The following is a 16,470-nucleotide window of genomic DNA, read 5'->3' on the forward strand; positions in this document are numbered from 1 at the left end:
ATCCATAGGACGCCGACGGCTCGGGCGGATTAAAACTCGTAGCGGGCACCGACGACGAAATTGCGTGACGGGCCGTAGAAGTTGAAGGTGCCGACGCTGCCGACCCGCGAATAATATTTGCGGTCCAGCAGGTTGTTGGCGTCGAAGGTGGCGGTCAGCTTCTCGGTGATCGGGTAGGACAGCTTGGCATCGACCACCGCATAGCCGGGTGCGCTCAACCGAGGGCTGCCGGCGCGTTCGATGTGAAAGTCGCTCATGGCGCTGACTCCGGCGCCGATGCCCAGGCCGCGCAGAGTGCCGCCGGGTAGCGTGTACTTGGTCCATAGTGAGGCCTGGTGGCGCGGCATCAGAGCGAACAGCGCATTCTCGTCGCCGGACAGATTCTCGGTCTTCATGTAGGTGTAGCCGGCCAGCACCTCCCAATCAGGCGTCAGGTAACCGCTGACTTCGAATTCGCCGCCGCGGATGCGGGTCTTGCCGCTGGCCTCGTACACGCCGCCGATGGGCACGCCGAAGTCGTCGACGGCACCAGTGGCGCGATTCTCGTCGGTGAGCTGGAAGGCGGTGATCCGCGCGTTCAGGTCGCCACCGTAGTAGCTGCCCTTGATGCCTACCTCGTATTGCTCACCTTCGCGTGGCTCGATGATGCGTCCGCCGGCATCGGTCTCGGTCTGCGGCTTGAACACTTGCGAATAGCTGGCGTACAGCGAGTGTTGCGCATCGAGGTCGAACACCAGACCGCCGTAGGGGGTGACATTGCCGCTTTCCTTGGCGTCGTGATCGGCCGTGCTGTTCTCGCCCGTGAAGCTGCTCACGCGAGCGCCGCCAATCAGCGCCAGGCGCTCGACGGGGCGGAAGGTCAGCTTGGCGTAGAGCCCGGCTTCGCGTTCCTCGGTCTCGGTCGGCGTGCCGAAGGTGATGTTCGGCCTCGGCTTGTCGCTTGGGTGATAGGTGTCGACGTCGATACCGCCAAGGTTGCCGCGGGCATCGGCGTATTCGGTCTCGTAGCGTTTGAAATCGGTGCCGACGACGAATTCTGAGACCTGGCCCAGCAGTTCGAACGGCTGGCTGTAGTTGGCGTCCACCGCGAGGGTGTCCTGCTCCAAGTCGCGTGCGGTGTAGGCGAGGTTGGTCACACCTGTGGTGGCGTTGCGTCCGGTGAAGGCATAGAGGTAGTCGGTGGCCCGTTTGGATCCGCGCACGGCGATGCGGCCGTAACCGCCGGTGTCGAAGCGGTGGGTCAGCTCGGCGATGGCATCGGTGCTGCGGCTATCGAAATCGCCCCAGTCGGCACCGAAGTAGGTGGAGCGACTGAAGTTCTGGAGACTGCCGTCGGTGGCGGCGGGGTAGCCGTTGTGCGGCAGGATGTCCTTGGTTTGGTGGATCAGCCCGAGGGACAGCGTGGTGGCATCGGAGAGATCTACATCCAGCGCGCCATAGAAGCTCTCGCTGGTGTTCTCGTTGTAGTCCACCTCGCCGTTGGTATCGGCGCGCGAGGCGACCACGCGGCCACGTACGCGGCCTTCCTCATCGAGCGGTCCGGCGAAGTCGGCTTCCTGATAGTTCTGGTCCCAGGTCCCGTAGCGTCCGGTCAGGCTGCCCTGGAATTCGGCGGTCGGGCGCTTGCGGACCATGTTGACGATGCCGCCCATCTCGCTGGTGCTGCTGAACAGCCCGGACGGGCCGCGCATGATCTCGACCCGGTCGAACGGCGACAGCGACGGCAGCGTGCCGTTGATGCTGGCCATGGGCGCGGGCAGGCCGTCGATGTTGAATTCGTCGTACTCGTAGCCGCGTGCGTAGATCGAGGAGCGGCCGCTGTCGTTGGTCAGGGTGCGCAGGCCGGCGGTGTACTTGGCCAGATCATCAAGGTTCACGAACTGACGGTCGCGGATGTAATCGCTGGTGTAGACGGTGATCGACTGCGGAATGTCGCGCAGTTCGGCTGGCGTCTTGGTGCCGACGGTCGCCGCCGGCACCGTGTAGCCGCCGCTCTGCTCCGAGGACGGCATGTCATACAAGCGGTTGCCCTCGACCGTGATGCTCTCCAGCTGGACCGGCTCGTCCTGCGGCGCGACGCCTTGGGCCAGAGCGCTCAGCGGAAAGGGCGCGAGCAGGCCGACCAGCAGCCAGCGCCGAGAATGATGGGTAAGACGGAAGGGGCGGGTGGTTCTGTCCATGCGGCGGCTCCTGTCGCGAGCGGTGGGCAGATTGGCGTCTGCCCCTTGGCTTCACTTAATGATAATGATTTGCATCAAGATGTAACGGCGCGTAGTCTGCCACCGCGCTGTGGACAGAACCTTTGCGCGAACGAACATTTGCTTTGCGATCTGCCATTGCCGGGGATATGCGCCATGCAGCAGCCTGATCACCTCATCCGACGCGACGAGTTGCCACTCACGAGCCAGCCGGGCTTGCGTCTGGCGAGGCCTGACGACGATCGCCTGTTCTATGGTCGGGTGGGCTGGCTGCAGTTGCGCGACGGGCTGTCGCTGCACTGGTCCGACTACGAGGAGCTGCAGGACTTCGTCACCGAAAATGTCGTCGGCCCGCGCCTGTCGTTCGTGCTCTTTCTCGACGGGCAGAGCGAGGTGAATTACGGCGGCCTGTCGCTCACCTTTGGCCAGCCGGGCCGGTGTCGCAGGCCCGAGGGGATCGCATTGGCGATGAACGAGCCGGTGCTGTTCCGTCGCCAGGCCCGGCGCGGCCGGCATATCCGCAAGCTGGTGGTCAGCCTGTCGCCCGAGTGGTTCGAGGCTGCCGGCGGCGAGGCTGGGAGCTCGGTGCATCGCTTCATGCAAAGCCACTTGGCGCCGCAGGTGTGGCAGCCCTCGGCGCGCCTGCTGACCCTGGCCGAGCAGATGCTCAATCCGCCCGACTACGATCCGCTGCTGCAACGTCTGTATCTGGAAAGCCGCGCGCTGGATATCGCCTGCGAGGCGTTGGGCAGTCTTGACGAGCGAGCACCTAGCGTCGGTCTGCGCCCACATGAGCATGTGCGCGTGCAGCGGCTTACCGAGCTGCTCGATAGCGGTGCGGCAGATGACTGGACGCTGGAGCGCATCGCGCGGGAAATCGGTGTTAACGCCAATACCCTGCAACGTCAGTTCCGCACGCTGCATGGCATGACCGTGTTTGAATACCAACGCGCACGGCGGCTGCTGCAGGCGCGTCAAGCGCTGGAGCGCGACGGCGTCAGTGTCAACGAAGCCGCCTGGCGCGCGGGTTACAACAGCCCGGCCAACTTCGCCACGGCGTTCAAGCGACAGTTCGGCATCAGCCCGAGGCAGGTGCGCGCGAGGATTTGAGGCAGCGAACTAGGTGGGGCGGGGCGAGCGGCGTTCCCGTCAGCCCGGCCACGCCAGCGTTTCGGCCTGGCCGCATGCCTCGAATAGCGGTTTGCTGAACAGATACCCCTGCATCAAGTTGATGCCCAGATCGTGCAGAGCGCTGCATTCATCAAGGGTTTCCACGCCTTCGGCGATCACGGCGATGCTCAGCTCCTGACACATCCCGACTGTTGCTCTGACGATCGCCTGACGCGCACGGCTCTGGTCGATGCCACGAATCAGATCCATGTCCAGCTTGATGATGTCCGGCTGGAAGTCTGCGAGCAGGTTGAGCCCGGCGAAGCCGGCGCCGAAATCGTCGATGGCGGTGAGAAAGCCGATGCGTTGATATTCACGAAACACTTCGGCCAGCCATTTCGCGTCGCTGATGCGCTCGCCCTCAATGGTTTCGAAGATGATCCGCTCCACCGGGAAGTCATGTACGCGCGCCGCTTCGAGCGTCGAGCGGATGCACAGCTCCGGGCGATAGATGGCGTTGGGCATGAAATTGATCGATAGCCGGCTGCGCATGTCGAGCTTGGCGGCGGTCTTGATCGCTTTCACGCGACAGGCCTGATCGAAGCGGAAGCGATTTTCGTCGGTGACCTGCGACAGCACGCTGGGTGCCGGTTCGCCGTTGACACCTCGGACCAGCGCTTCATGGGCAAAGATTTCGCGCGCCTGGAGATCGACGATCGGCTGATAGGCGTAGCTGAAGCGAAAGCCAAGGCGCTCGCCGCTGGCGCAGCTGGGGCAACCGCCGTGTTCCTCGGCCGAATGGCAGGAATAGGAAGAAGGGGCTGGGTTACTGGCGTCATGTTGAATCATGGGCGCGCTCGCTGTCGGACGTGTTGAGTGACATTAGCGGCCGCGTTTACTGACGCTGGACTCCGCTCATCGCCGGGCGACCCATGTTACGACAAGCATCAGTGCGGTGCGCTGGCGAATTGATGGCGTTCGTCTTTTTTCAGCGGTACCCGTGTTTTGAAAGCGGTGAGCTGTAGATGGGCCGGGCGGCGTTGCGCTTCAGCCCACAATGCTCCGTCAACGTAGGTCGAATTAGCCGTAGGCGTAATCCGAAGCTCGGCAGGAAAGAAATCCGACGGCCGCGTGCATCGTCGGGGCAGCAAGCGACGGTAGCGCCTTCGGCGATTTCATCCTACAGAGCACTCGCGACGCCCCGTCAACGTAGGTTGGATTAGCCGGAGGCGTAATCCGACGTCCGACGGCATCATCCGACGCCCACCCATTCCACCGTGGCTGGGCTCAGTCTGAAACTACCCGCGCAATGGCTGCGGCCAGCTGATCCAGCCTCGCGGCATCCAGTCCGGCAATATTGGCGCGGCCGCTTTCCACCAGATACACCGAGTCATCGGTGCGCAGGCGCAGCACTTGCGCGGCGGTCAGGCCGGTGTAGGAGAACATCCCCCGCTGCCGAGCGATATGCGCGAAGCGTTCGGCCAGACCGTGCGGTTGCAGCGCTTCCACTAGACCCTGGCGCAAGCCGGCGATGCGCTCGCGCTTGGCGGCGACTTCCTGTACCCAGAGCTGGCGCAACTCGCTATTGGCCAGAATCGTCGCCACGACGGCCGCGCCATGAGACGGTGGTGTCGACCAGAGATTGCGCGCCACCGAGGCGAACTGGCTGCGTACGTCGATCAGCGAGTCGCCGTCCGCCGTGACCACTATTAGCGCGCCGGTGCGTTCGCGATACAGGCCGAAGTTCTTCGAGCATGAGCTGGTGATCAGCACTTCCGGCAACGCGTCGACGAACAGCCTTACGGCCCAGGCGTCCTCGTTCAGCCCGTCGCCGAAACCCTGGTAAGCGAAGTCGAACAGCGGCAACAGCTCACGCTTGCGAACGATTTCCAACACCTGACGCCAGTCGTCCTGGCTCAGGTCGTAGCCGGTGGGGTTGTGGCAGCAAGCGTGCAGCAGCACCACGTCGCCGCTGGGAATCTGCTCCAGCGCGGCGAGCATGGCCGGCACGTCCAGGCGGTTCTGCGCATTCACATAGGGATAGTGCTCGACCTTTAGCTGTGCCGCTGCGAACAGAGTTTCATGGATTGGCCAGGTCGGGTCGCTGAGCCAGAGGCTACGGCCCTGCAGGCATTTGGCGATGAAATCGCCCACCAGCCGCAGCGCGCCGGTACCGCCGGGCGTCTGGGTACAGCCGGCGCGGTTCTCGACCAGGGCTGGTGAGCCTTCGCCCAGGACCAGACGCAGAAGCTGCTCGCCAAACAGAGGATCGCCATGGCCACCGATGTAGCTCTTGGTCTGCTCGCTGTCGATCAGCCGCTGCTCGGCCAGCTTCACCGCCTTGGGGATCGGCGTCAGGCCCAGGGCGTCCTTGTAGACGCCAACGCCCAGGTCGAGCTTGGCCGGGTTCGGGTCGGCACGGTAGGCATCGAGCAGGCCGAGAATGGGGTCGCCGGGGACCCGCGCCACGTCGCTGAACTGTTTCACTTGCGGCCCTCGGCTGTCTTGGCTACCTCATCGGTGCGCGCGGCCATGATGAAGTCGTTGCGGTGCAAGCCTTTGATCGAGTGGCTCCACCAGGTCACGGTGACCTTGCCCCACTCGGTGAGCAAACCGGGATGATGGCCCTCGGCCTCGGCGATCTCGCCGACGGCATTGGTGAAGGCCAGGGCGTGCTTGAAGTTCTTGAACGCGAAGACCTTCTCCAGCTCCATGTGGCCGTCGCGGGTTTCAATGTTCCAATCCGGGATCTGCTTGATCAGTTCGGCCAGCTCGTCATCGGATACCTTGGGCGCGTCGGCGCGGCAGGCTTCGCAGTGGGCTTGGGTGAGGGCGGTCATGGTCGGTCCTTGTGTTGTTCGTTGTTAATGGTCTGGGCTTGTAGGTGGACGCGTAGCGTGGGCTTCAGCCCACCGTTTTTTAGCCCAGATGTGGCATTGGTGGGCTAAAGCCCACCCTACGATTACGCCGTGCGGTTCACGTCATGCCGCTTTCGGCGGAAATTTCGGCTGGTGCAGGCCCAGCTGCATGGCGGTGCGCACATGGCCCATGATGTCTTCATGGGCGACGTCGAACAGCCTTTTCAGCTCCGGCAGGACGAAATACACAGGTTGCAGGATGTCGATGCGATAGGGCGTGCGCATGGCTTCGACCACATTGAACATCTGATGCTCGGGCTCGTCGGAGAGGCTGTAGAGCGTCTCCTTCGGCGAGGAAAGGATGCCGCCACCATAGATGCGTCGGCCGGCTGATGTCTCCACCAGGCCGAACTCAATGGTCATCCAGTACAGCCGCGCGAGATACACGCGCTCTTCCTTGCTGGCCTTGAGACCGAGCTGGCCGTAGGTGTGGGTGAATTCGGCGAACCAGGGGTTGGTCAGCAGCGGACAGTGACCGAAGATCTCGTGGAAGATGTCGGGCTCCTGCAGATAATCGAGCTCTTCCGGGGTGCGAATGAAGGTTGCGACGGGAAAGCGCTTGCTGGCCAGCAGTTCGAAAAAGGTCTGAAAAGGAATCAGCGCCGGCACGCGTGCCACCTGCCAGCCAGTGGTCGCCTGTAAGACGCGGTTGATCTCGTTCAGCTGCGGAATTCGGTCGTGGGGCAGGGCAAGCTGCTCGATGCCGTCCAGATATTCCTGACAGGCGCGACCGTCGAGGAGCTTCAGCTGGCGTTCGATCAGGGTCTGCCAGACGGCGTGTTCGGCGTCGGGGTAATGAATATGGCCGTGCGCGTCCGGTTCGCGGGCGACGTACTTCGTAGTTTTCATCTGACCTCCTGAGCGGGATGGCCGCCTGAGACTTTTTTGTTTTGGATGCCCTTCATCTGATAGCGGCAGCGCAACGTATGGAAGTGCGTGGTGGATGCTCTTGACGGGATGGTTCGGGTGATTCGTAAAGAAACGCTTACGAATCGTCGCATTAACTACTCTATCGCCTTGTCGACCAGCAGTACTGTCAAATAATCTTGACGACAAACAAGAGCGAGCAGCAGAAAGTTGCGGCCGAAACGAAAAGGACAGGTTCACATGCGAATCAGGATTCTTTGCCAGAACCGCATCGGTATCCTCCGAGACATGCTCGAATTGCTGGTCGACTACGGCATCAACGTCGCACGCGGCGAGGTGGGCGGCGAGCATGGCAATGCGGTCTACCTGCATTGCCCCAATCTGATGAACCTTCAGCTGCAGGCGTTGCGCCCGAAGATCGAGGCGCTGCAGGGCGTGTTCGAGGTGCGCAAGGTCGGCCTGATGCCCAGCGAGCGGCATTCGCTGGAGCTCAATGCGCTGCTCGGCGCGCTGGAGTTTCCGGTGCTGTCGATCGACATGGCCGGCGCCATCGTCGCAGCGAACCGCGCGGCTGCCCAGTTGTTGGGCGTGCGCGTCGATGAGGTGCCGGGCATGAGCCTGTCGCGCTACGCCGAGGACTTCGACCTGCCGGAGTTGGTGCGGGCGAACAAGGCGCGCATCAACGGCTTGCGGGTGACCATCAAGGGCGACGTGTTCCTCGCCGACATCGCGCCGCTGCAATCGGAGCACGACGACAGCGAAGCCCTGGCCGGTGCGGTACTGACGCTGCACCGCGCCGACCGCGTGGGTGAGCGCATCTATAACGTGCGCAAACAAGAATTGCGCGGCTTCGACAGTATCTTCCAAAGCTCGAAAGTGATGGCTGCGGTGGTTCGTGAGGCGCGGCGCATGGCGCCGCTGGATGCGCCGTTGCTGATCGAGGGCGAGACCGGCACCGGCAAGGAGCTGCTGGCGCGCGCCTGCCATCTATCCAGCCCGCGCGGGCAGTCGCCGTTCATGGCGCTCAACTGCGCCGGTTTGCCGGAGTCCATGGCCGAAACCGAGCTGTTCGGCTACGGCCCTGGCGCCTTCGAAGGCGCGCGCCCGGAAGGCAAGCTCGGCCTGCTGGAGCTGACCTCCGGCGGCACGCTGTTCCTCGATGGCGTCGGTGAGATGAGTACGCGGCTACAGGCCAAACTGGTGCGCTTTCTACAGGACGGCTGTTTCCGCCGGGTGGGCAGCGACGAGGAGGTATATCTGGACGTGCGGGTGGTCTGCGCGACGCAGCTGGATTTGTCCGAGCTCTGCGCCAAGGGTGAGTTTCGCCAGGATCTGTATCACCGGCTCAACGTGCTGTCGCTGCACATCCCACCGCTGCGCGAATGCCTCGACGGGCTCGAACCGCTGGCGCTGCACTTTCTCGATCAGGCCAGCCGGCAGATCGGCTGCGCGCTGCCGAGCCTGTCACCGCAAGCGCTGGAGCGGCTGGCCGGCTATCACTGGCCGGGGAACGTACGGCAACTGGAGAACACGCTGTTTCAGGCGGTTTCACTCTGCGAGGGCGGGGTGATCAAGCCGGAGCACATCCGCCTGCCTGATTACGGCGCGCCGCAGCCGCTGGGTGAGTTTTCCCTGGACGGCGATCTTTCCAGCATCCTTGGCCGCTTCGAGAAAACCGTGCTGGAAGAGCTTTACCAACGCCACCCAAGCAGTCGCCTACTAGGTAAGCGATTGGGCGTGTCGCATACCACCGTGGCCAACAAATTGCGTGAATACGGCATCGGCAGCACGCGCGGCGGTGGGGGGTAGTGCATACGATGCGGTGAGCGCGGGGGCCGTCAGAGCCACCCGCGCCGCGATCGCAGTCACGCCAGCAAATCGGTTCCGAGCTGGATGGCGACCCACACCGCGAGGATTGTCGCCAGACCTAGAGCGATATTCTCGAACAGGTTGTTGCGATATTCGCCGAGCAGCTTCTTCTGGTTGGACATGATCAGCAGGCCTATCGAGATGATCGGTAGGCCCACGATATTCAGCGCGTTCACACCGATGGTCAGCGTCACGAAGTCGGGCATGCCTGGCAGTGACCAGACCAGCGGCGTGACCAGCACAAAGAGCATGAACCACTTGTGCAGCGGATCGCTCTGGAACTTCTCGCCATAGCGCGCACGGCGGGACGGTGCCGAGTAGTGCAGGGCGTCGACGATCAGCATCGGGAAGGCGGTCGTCTTGCCCACCACGCTAGCGAACAGGGTGGCAAACACGCCGATGAAGAACACATACCAGCCGGCCGGGCCGAAGAACATTTCCAGCGCTGCGCCCAGGTCGTCGAGCGTTTCGACCTTCAGCCCGTTGGGCCGCAGGATTTCCGCGCCGACCACCCAGATCGCCAGGTTGATCAGGATGCCGATGAACACCGCGAACAGCAGGTCGTTGCGCTGCATGCGCTTGTGCTGCGGCCCGGTCCAGCCCTTTTCCTTCATAACGTAGGGGTGCACGAAGTTGGCGATCGAGCCGGCGACCGCGCCGATCACCGAGACGGCCACCAGCAAGGCGCCATGCACGCCCTGGTCGCTCGGGATGCTGAAGCCGAAGGTGCCGGAGATGATGCCGCCGACGTCCGGCCCGGCCATGATGGCCAGCGACAGGAAGGCCAGCGTCATGATTGCTAGCAGCACCTTCATCACGCCCTCAATCAGTGCGTAAATGCTGCGCCCGACCACTAGCCAGACGCCGATTACCACGGCGACCGAGCAGAGCAGCGGACGGTCGATGTGCAGCAGCGTAGAGAGAGCTTCGCCGGCGCCTTTGATCATGTAGGCGTTCATCAGATGTCCCATGAACAGCGCGTAGACGAACATGAACCAGGCGAATGCCGGGTGAAGCTGGGCATAGCCACCAAGGATGGTCATGCCTTGGTTATTGCAGAGCTGGAAGCGCGCAATCATGTTGACGATCAGAAAGCGCAGCAGCAGCGAACCGGCCAGCACCCACATCATCGCGTAGCCATAGTTGGCGCCGGCAACAGACGAGGTGATCAGATCCCCGGCGCCCAGCCAGGAGAGCACGGCGATGATACCGGGGCCGAGCAATTTGACGATTTTTCCCAGTCGCGAGGACGAGTGGGCGGGAAGGACTTTATCAATGGCGTCCGAGCGGGCCATGAGTTGATCTCCGAATTATTGTTGTAGAAGGAACTGCGAGATGTAAGACATCATATGACTAGTTGTATTGCAATGTCATTCGACGCTTTTTCTCCTCGCAGCTAAAAAGATGTAACGAGCAGCCCACATAGTGGGACGGAAGCCTTAGCTCGCATCTTCTATGGCATTTGGCTAGCAAAGTAGGTTGCTTGATCCGGCGCGATCATGCGTCGCTTTGTAGAATGGAAGCGATGCGATGGCTGCTAGTCGTCGGACGACTAGGGCGCTGAACCTATGGGCAGTACCGAGGCGGGCCTCAATGCACCGCCTGAGTCACCGCATCGATCAACGCCTGCAGGTCGATCGGCTTACGCAGGTGCTGGGTAAAGCCTGCAGCCTTGGCCTTTTCCACGTCGCGCAGGGTGCCGTAACCGGTCAGGGCGATGCTTGGGGTGGTGGCGTTGGTGTCGCCGTGGCGTATCTCGTTCATCATCTTGTGGCCGTCGATGCCCGGCATGCCGATGTCGGAGATGATGATGTCGAAGCGCGTGGCCTCGGCCAGTTCAATGCCCTGGTCACCACCGTCTGCGGTGGTGACGTTCGCGCCTTCGCTTTCCAGCAGTTCGCGCATGGTGTCGAGAATGTCGGGCGAGTCATCGACCAGCAGAATCCTGATGCTCGCCAGCCCGCCCGCCTCTCCGGCGCCGGTCAGTTCGCCGAGTGCCATTTCGGTCTGTAGATGCACCGGTAGCCAGACGCTGAAACGAGCGCCACGGCCAATGCCTTCCGAGTGGGCTTCGATACGCCCGTTGTGGGCTTCGACCAGTTGCTTGACCAGCGCCAGCCCGATTCCCAGGCCATGCTTGGAGCGCTGCGCGTGCTGCATATCGGCCTGGCCGAACATGTCGAACACCTTGGGAAGGAACTCTTCGGCGATTCCCACGCCGGTGTCGATCACATCCAGACGCGCCTGATCGCCTTCGCGCTCGAGCTGCAGGCAAATGCGATCGCCACCCTTGGTGAACTTCCAGGCATTGTTCAACAAGTTCCAGATGATCTGCTCGAGACGCGTCGGGTCGGCATGGATATACAGCGGTTCCTCGGATTTGAAGGTGTCGAAGGCCACCCTCTCACCCTCTACCAGCGGCAGGAATACCGATTCGATGCCTCGAAGCAAATCTTGATAGTGCAGCGTGATGAAGTGCAGCTTGAGCTTGCCGGTGCGAATGCGTGAGACATCCATCAGGTCGTCGATGATCCGCGACTGGCTGCGCACCGCGCTTTGTATGGACTGCGTGGCCTTGGACAGGCTGGTGGCGTTCTTGACGACCTGTGAACGGGCAATGAGATCGGTGTTGAGCTGGATCAGATTGAGCGGATGCTTCAGCTCGTGGGAAAGCACGGCGAAGAATTCATCCTTCTGCAGGCTCGCGGCCTGGATGCTTTCCAGCTCGCTGGCACGCAGGCTATTGATCCGCTGCTGTTCGGTGAGGTCGCGGCCGATCTTGGCGAACCCCATCATGTTGCCCGCACTGTCGACCAGTGGGTTGACCAGCCCGCTGCAGAAGAATTGCGAGCCATCCTTGCGTAGATGCCAGCGCTCGTCGGTGGCCTGGCCTTGCTCCAGCGCGCGCTTGCGCTCGCCCTCAGGTACGCCTACTTCACGGTCCGCTGCGGTGTAGATGAGGTCGATGCACTGACCGATCACTTCCTGTTCGCTGTAGCCGAAGATGGACTCGGCGCCACGGTTCCAGGCGGTCATCTTGCCCTGCAGGTCCGTCGTGATGATGGCGAAGCCGCGCATACTCTGCCCCAGCAGTCTCATGTGTGCCTCGCCGGCTCGCACGCGCTCTTCGGCGTTGCGCCGGGCGGTGATGTCGATGAAGGTCAGCACCGCGCCCTGGATGCGATCGTCGGTGGTGCGGTACGGCAGGAAGCGCGCCATGTACCACTTGTGTTCCAGACTCCTGACCTCGCGCTCGACCAGCTGTAGCTCGCCGAAGGCCTCGGAGGCGTCGCTGTACAGCGTTGGGTAATCGAGGCGATGAGTGATGTCGAGCAGCGAGCGACCGGCATCGCTGTCAATCACGTTGAAGATGTCCTGAGCGCGTGGGGTGAACCACTTGATGCGCATGTGGCGGTCGACGAACAGCGTGGCGATATCAGTGGAGGAAATCAGATTCTGCAGGTCGTCGTTGATCTTGCTGGTTTCATCGACCTTGCTTTTGAGTTCGGCGTTAACCGTGATCAATTCTTCGTTGATCGACTGCAGCTCTTCCTTGCTGGTTTCCAGATCCTCACTGGCCGAACGCAGCTCTTCGTTGATGGCCTGCAATTCTTCGTTGGACGCGCGCAGCTCCTCGTTGGAGGTCTCCGAGTGCTCGATGGTCAGCTGCAGCTGCTCCTTGGTCTGTTGCAGCTCGACCTGAAGCTGCGTCAGCTCGCTGTCGTTGGCGTCCCCTTGGGATGTCGCGGGGCGCTTATCGGAGAGATCTTCGATTTCATCGAAGAGCACCAGCAGGTAGTCGGCGCTCGCTTCGTCGTCGCGGAACGGGCGTACCGTCATATCGATGAAAAAGTGGTGCCCCTCGCGCTCCAGGCTGATTCGCCTGGCCTCGATGCACTTGCCGGTTTGCACGGCCTGATACAGCGCACTACGCAGTGCCAGCCGCAGCTCGGGCTGCACCAGGGTCGTCAGGTTGAGCGAGGGTTCACCGCTGACGTAGCGCAGAAAGTGGCCAGCACGGTCGGATAAATGGACGATTTCCGAATCGTGATTGACGATTACGCTGGGCGGTGCGTACTGCTCCAGCGCGCGCTGATGAGCATAGGCGAAGGAGAACTTGCTGCGGCGGGCCATAGCCGTGCCGGAAACGCGAGTGGGCGAGGTGGTGGAAAAGTTCTGCAACGAGGGCATCGGCACGCGTCGCTGGTTGCCGATATCCCGGGCGCGGTAAATACGGTTTTTCTTGTCCACGGGGGCGAACAGATGCGAGCAGATGTCCGCCGTCTCGGAGTTGCCGAGAAACAGATAGCCGCCTGGGTTGAGGGCGAAGTGGAACATGCGCAGCACTTCGCTCTGGATGTCCCGGTCAAGGTAGATCAGCAGGTTGCGGCACGAAATCAGGTCCAGCCGCGAGAAGGGCGGGTCGCGCAGAATGTTGTGGCGCGCGAACAGGATCCGCTCGCGCAGCTCCTTGCGCAGGCGATAACGGTTCTGTTCCTTGGTGAAGTACTGCTGCAGCCGGTTTGGTGGCACGTCTGTGACGATTGCTTCGGGATAGACGCTGGCGCGGGCGATTTCCAGCGCGTGGTCGTCGATGTCGGTGGCGAAGACCTGTACATCGGCGCGCAGGCCGTTGCGTTCGACGTACTCGGTAAACAGCATGCCCAACGAGTAGGCCTCTTCGCCGGTGGAGCAGGCGGCGGACCAGATACGCAGTGCGTCGCTTTCGCCGAGCAAGGCCTTTTCCTCGAACAGCTGCGGGATGATGTCACGCTCCAGCGCTTCGAAGGCCTCCTGGTCGCGAAAGAAGTTGGTGACGCCGATCAGCATATCGGCCAGCAGCGCCGGGGTTTCCTCTGGCCGGTCGTTCAGCAGTTGGGCGTAACCGGCCATGTCGTGGACGGCATTGACCTGCAGGCGACGCTCGACCCGCCGCAACACGGTGGCTTGCTTGTAGTGGCGGAAATCATGGCCCGTGCGGCTGCGCAGCAGACCAAGAATGTCATGCAGGGCCGCTTCGCTTGCTTGGGTCGGCGTGTGCGTTGAGGCTTGTTCGGCTGCAGCCGGGGACTCGATCGGCGGCACCATCGTCTGCATGTTGCGGCTCAGCTCCATCAGCCGCTGGGGCATCTCCAGCACCGGCAGCACGATGTCGACCATGCCGGTTTCGATAGCGCTGCGCGGCATGGAGTCGTATTCGGCATCGTCGGGAGACTGCGCCATGGTCACGCCGCCCTGTTCTTTGATGCGGGACAGGCCGACCGAACCATCCGCGCCAGCGCCGGACAATACGATGCCGATGGCGTGGGTGTGATGGACGTCGGCCAGCGCACGAAAGAACAGGTCGATGGCGACCTGCACGCCGCGTTCGCGAGTGGGCTTGGTCAGCCGCAGATAGCCGTCATTCATCGACAGGTCGAGGGCCGGCGGGATCACATAGATCCGGTTGCGCTCGATGGGCACCGGCTGCGTCACCTGAATCACCGGCATGCGTGTCTTGTTTTGCAGAATGCTATCGGCGTTGCTTTCATGCGTCGGCGAGAGATGCATGATCACCACGAACGCCATACCACTGTCGCTGGGCATCTGTTCGAACAGGCTCATGAGAGCCTTGAGGCCACCGGCTGAGGCACCGATACCGACCACGGGAAAATCCAGGGTGCTGCGAGCCATGCTCAGGTTCTTCGGGGTCGATGGTTCATTGGGGTTGCTCATCGGTTCCTCTGTGTGACGATCCATTGACGGCAGGGGCGCCTGTGTTAACGACAATGCCGAGGCGAAATATGTCCTTCGTCGCGACGGACAGCCCGGATGATAAAGCTTCGGCGCGTCGGATTGCCTCCTTCGGGCTGTCGGATTACGCCTTCGGCTAATCCAACCTACGTTGGCTCGGCGTCGTGGGTGCTTTGTAGGATGGAATCGCCGCAGGCGCTTCCGTCGCTTGCCGCGAAAGAGGCTGCACAGGAGCAAGGCAATGTCGGCTGACGGACAGCTTGCCGCTGCGGTGAGGACGCGCGACCGCCGGATTACGCCTTCGGCTAATCCAGCCTACGTTGACGGGGCGTCGCGGGTGTTTTGTAGGACGGGATCGCCGTAGGCGCTTCCGTCGCTTGTCGCTTCAACATTCGATGATGTTGACAGCCAGCCCGCCGCGCGCGGTTTCCTTGTATTTGCTCTTCATGTCGGCGCCGGTCTGGCGCATGGTGCGGATGACCTTGTCCAGCGAGATGAAATGGCTGCCGTCGCCGCGCAGGGCCATGCGGGCGGCGTTGATGGCCTTCACCGAGCCCATGGCGTTGCGCTCGATGCAAGGCACCTGCACCAGGCCGCCGACCGGATCGCAAGTCAGGCCGAGGTTGTGTTCCATGCCGATTTCGGCGGCGTTCTCCACCTGCTGTGGCGTGCCGCCGAGCACTTCGCACAACGCGCCGGCGCCCATTGAGCAGGCGACGCCCACTTCGCCCTGGCAGCCCACTTCGGCGCCTGAGATCGAGGCGTTCTCCTTGTAGAGAATGCCGATGGCCGCCGCCGTGAGCAGAAAACGCACCACGCCGTCTTCGTCGGCGCCGGGCACGAAGCGCACGTAATAATGCAGCAGCGCCGGGATGATTCCGGCGGCGCCATTGGTCGGTGCGGTCACCACCCGGCCGCCGGCAGCGTTTTCCTCGTTTACGGCCAAGGCGTACAGATCGACCCAGTCGAGCACGTTGAGGCTGTCGCGCAGGTTGGCTTCTGGGTTTTCGCTGAGCTGGCGGTACAACCGGGCGGCGCGGCGTTCGACCTTGAGCCCGCCGGGCAGAATGCCTTCGGTGCGGCAGCCGGCGCTTACGCAGTCCTGCATGACCTGCCAGATCTGCAGCAGTCGTGCGCGGGTTTCCGCTTCCGGGCGCCAGGCCGCTTCGTTGGCCAGCATCAGTTGGCTGATCGACAAGCCGTGGGCGTCGCACAGCGCCAGCAACTCGCGGGCGGTGCGGAAGGGGTAGGGCAGGGGCGTGCGGTCTTCGACGATGCGGTCGGTGCCGGCCGCCTCTTCGTCGACCACGAAACCGCCGCCCACCGAATAATACTCGCGGCTGCGGATTTGCAACCCGGCGGCGTCGAAGGCGCGAAACACCATGCCGTTGGGGTGGAAATCCAACGGCTTGCGAATCATCGCCAAATGTTCTTTCTCGACGAAACGGATCGGCTTTTCACCCAGCAGACGCAGGGTGCCGTTTTTGCGAATCGCCGCCAGACGTTCCAGGATGAGAGTGGTGTCGACCTTTTCCGGCTGTTCGCCTTCGAGGCCTAGGATCACCGCTTTATCGCTGCCGTGGCCTTTGCCGGTTGCGCCGAGCGAGCCGTACAGCTCGACCCGCACGCGCTCGGTCGCGTCCAGCAAGCCGTCCTGCTTCAGGCCTGCGGCGAACCGTGCCGCCGCGCTCATGGGGCCGACGGTGTGTGAACTGGAGGGACCGATGCCGATCTTGAACAGATCGAAGGTGCTGAGGGACATGGACGACGCTCGC

At 62.6% G+C, this 16,470-nt stretch carries 10 protein-coding genes; 2 read left to right on the forward strand and 8 right to left on the reverse strand.

What is annotated here, in order from left to right; all coding sequences use genetic code 11:
* Positions 1 to 29: 29 nt before the first annotated feature.
* Positions 30 to 2,180, reverse strand: a complete 2,151-nt coding sequence (locus V6943_RS12745; protein ID WP_340553810.1) for a TonB-dependent siderophore receptor — start codon at positions 2,178 to 2,180, stop codon at positions 30 to 32.
* A gap of 174 nt (positions 2,181 to 2,354) precedes the next feature.
* Here V6943_RS12745 and V6943_RS12750 point away from each other — a divergent pair, with 174 nt between their 5' ends.
* The gene (locus V6943_RS12750; RefSeq protein ID WP_340553811.1) at positions 2,355 to 3,308 is read left to right on the forward strand and encodes a helix-turn-helix transcriptional regulator; all 954 of its coding nucleotides are present in this window, start codon (positions 2,355 to 2,357) and stop codon (positions 3,306 to 3,308) included.
* A gap of 39 nt (positions 3,309 to 3,347) precedes the next feature.
* On the opposite strand, the gene rimA is transcribed toward V6943_RS12750, so the two are convergent.
* The 4 genes from rimA to phhA all read right to left on the reverse strand — a co-directional run bounded on the left by rimA (position 3,348) and on the right by phhA (position 7,075).
* A complete protein-coding gene (gene rimA, locus V6943_RS12755; protein WP_131650890.1) occupies positions 3,348 to 4,157 on the reverse strand; it encodes a S6 modification regulatory phosphodiesterase RimA in 810 nt (269 codons plus the stop codon).
* A 438-nt stretch (positions 4,158 to 4,595) separates the two neighbouring features.
* Complete coding sequence (locus V6943_RS12760) at positions 4,596 to 5,795, reverse strand: amino acid aminotransferase (RefSeq protein WP_340553815.1); 1,200 nt, start codon at positions 5,793 to 5,795, stop codon at positions 4,596 to 4,598.
* A complete protein-coding gene (locus V6943_RS12765) occupies positions 5,792 to 6,148 on the reverse strand; it encodes a 4a-hydroxytetrahydrobiopterin dehydratase (RefSeq protein WP_131650888.1) in 357 nt (118 codons plus the stop codon). Before V6943_RS12765 ends, V6943_RS12760 begins: the two co-directional genes overlap by 4 nt.
* A 141-nt stretch (positions 6,149 to 6,289) precedes the next feature.
* On the reverse strand, positions 6,290 to 7,075 hold the full coding sequence (gene phhA / locus V6943_RS12770) for a phenylalanine 4-monooxygenase (RefSeq protein WP_340553816.1): 786 nt from the start codon (positions 7,073 to 7,075) through the stop codon (positions 6,290 to 6,292).
* 258 nt (positions 7,076 to 7,333) lie between these two features.
* Between phhA and V6943_RS12775 the strand changes: the two genes are divergently transcribed.
* Positions 7,334 to 8,902, forward strand: a complete 1,569-nt coding sequence (locus V6943_RS12775; protein WP_131650886.1) for a sigma-54-dependent transcriptional regulator — start codon at positions 7,334 to 7,336, stop codon at positions 8,900 to 8,902.
* A gap of 56 nt (positions 8,903 to 8,958) precedes the next feature.
* Here V6943_RS12775 and V6943_RS12780 read toward each other — a convergent pair whose 3' ends face one another.
* The 3 genes from V6943_RS12780 to V6943_RS12790 form a co-directional block, all read right to left on the reverse strand.
* The gene (locus V6943_RS12780) at positions 8,959 to 10,257 is read right to left on the reverse strand and encodes an Nramp family divalent metal transporter (RefSeq protein WP_340553818.1); all 1,299 of its coding nucleotides are present in this window, start codon (positions 10,255 to 10,257) and stop codon (positions 8,959 to 8,961) included.
* A gap of 295 nt (positions 10,258 to 10,552) precedes the next feature.
* On the reverse strand, positions 10,553 to 14,677 hold the full coding sequence (locus tag V6943_RS12785) for a CheR family methyltransferase (protein ID WP_340553819.1): 4,125 nt from the start codon (positions 14,675 to 14,677) through the stop codon (positions 10,553 to 10,555).
* 403 nt (positions 14,678 to 15,080) lie between these two features.
* Positions 15,081 to 16,457, reverse strand: a complete 1,377-nt coding sequence (locus V6943_RS12790) for an L-serine ammonia-lyase (RefSeq protein WP_340553821.1) — start codon at positions 16,455 to 16,457, stop codon at positions 15,081 to 15,083.
* Positions 16,458 to 16,470: the final 13 nt, after the last annotated feature.

Source organism: Pseudomonas sp. CBC3, from assembly GCF_037967085.1.
In the GTDB taxonomy this organism is placed as follows: domain Bacteria; phylum Pseudomonadota; class Gammaproteobacteria; order Pseudomonadales; family Pseudomonadaceae; genus Stutzerimonas.

What these genes read in the sequence shown, in the direction of transcription:
- rimA (WP_131650890.1), bottom strand. Translation starts at nt 4,157, where the DNA reads ATGATTCAACATGACGCCAGTAACCCAGCCCCTTCTTCCTATTCCTGC.
- V6943_RS12775 (WP_131650886.1), top strand. Translation starts at nt 7,334, where the DNA reads ATGCGAATCAGGATTCTTTGCCAGAACCGCATCGGTATCCTCCGAGAC.
- V6943_RS12790 (WP_340553821.1), bottom strand. Translation starts at nt 16,457, where the DNA reads ATGTCCCTCAGCACCTTCGATCTGTTCAAGATCGGCATCGGTCCCTCC.
- V6943_RS12750 (WP_340553811.1), top strand. Translation starts at nt 2,355, where the DNA reads ATGCAGCAGCCTGATCACCTCATCCGACGCGACGAGTTGCCACTCACG.
- V6943_RS12765 (WP_131650888.1), bottom strand. Translation starts at nt 6,148, where the DNA reads ATGACCGCCCTCACCCAAGCCCACTGCGAAGCCTGCCGCGCCGACGCG.
- phhA (WP_340553816.1), bottom strand. Translation starts at nt 7,075, where the DNA reads ATGAAAACTACGAAGTACGTCGCCCGCGAACCGGACGCGCACGGCCAT.
- V6943_RS12780 (WP_340553818.1), bottom strand. Translation starts at nt 10,257, where the DNA reads ATGGCCCGCTCGGACGCCATTGATAAAGTCCTTCCCGCCCACTCGTCC.
- V6943_RS12785 (WP_340553819.1), bottom strand. Translation starts at nt 14,677, where the DNA reads ATGAGCAACCCCAATGAACCATCGACCCCGAAGAACCTGAGCATGGCT.
- V6943_RS12745 (WP_340553810.1), bottom strand. Translation starts at nt 2,180, where the DNA reads ATGGACAGAACCACCCGCCCCTTCCGTCTTACCCATCATTCTCGGCGC.